The organism is Pseudoalteromonas sp. c7(2019) (assembly GCF_011378625.1).
Taxonomy (GTDB): Bacteria; Pseudomonadota; Gammaproteobacteria; order Enterobacterales; family Alteromonadaceae; genus Pseudoalteromonas; species Pseudoalteromonas arctica.
This window is the reverse complement of record NZ_WTKS01000119.1, coordinates 1-357: the sequence shown is the minus strand read 5'-3', so window position 1 is coordinate 357 and position 357 is coordinate 1. Positions and strand designations below refer to the sequence as shown.

At 36.1% G+C, this 357-nt stretch carries 1 pseudogene; it reads right to left on the bottom strand.

Annotation, left to right across the window (positions count from 1 at the left end):
- Nucleotides 1-48 precede the first annotated feature (48 nt).
- Nucleotides 49-357: pseudogene (locus GQR38_RS20245) on the bottom strand (twitching motility protein PilT); the annotation flags it as partial.

Genomic DNA, 357 nt, shown 5'->3' with positions numbered 1-357 from the left:
TTTTCTAAAAATCAGACTAAATAGATTGATAAATTATACCTTATTTGTTTATGTTAAAGACTTAGGATCAACCGCTTTTTGAGAGGCATCTTCAAAAGAAACTAGCCCTTGGCTAATCAAGTCTCGTAAACATTGATCAAGTGTTTGCATACCATGTATTTTACCCGTTTGTATTGCTGAATACATTTGCGCAATTTTGTCTTCGCGAATTAAATTACGAATAGCCGGAATACCAATCATAATTTCATGAGCAGCAATACGTCCACCACCGAATTTTTTCAATAGCGTTTGTGAAATAACCGCTTGTAAGGATTCAGACAGCATTGAACGAACCATCGCTTTCTCTGCCGCAGGAAA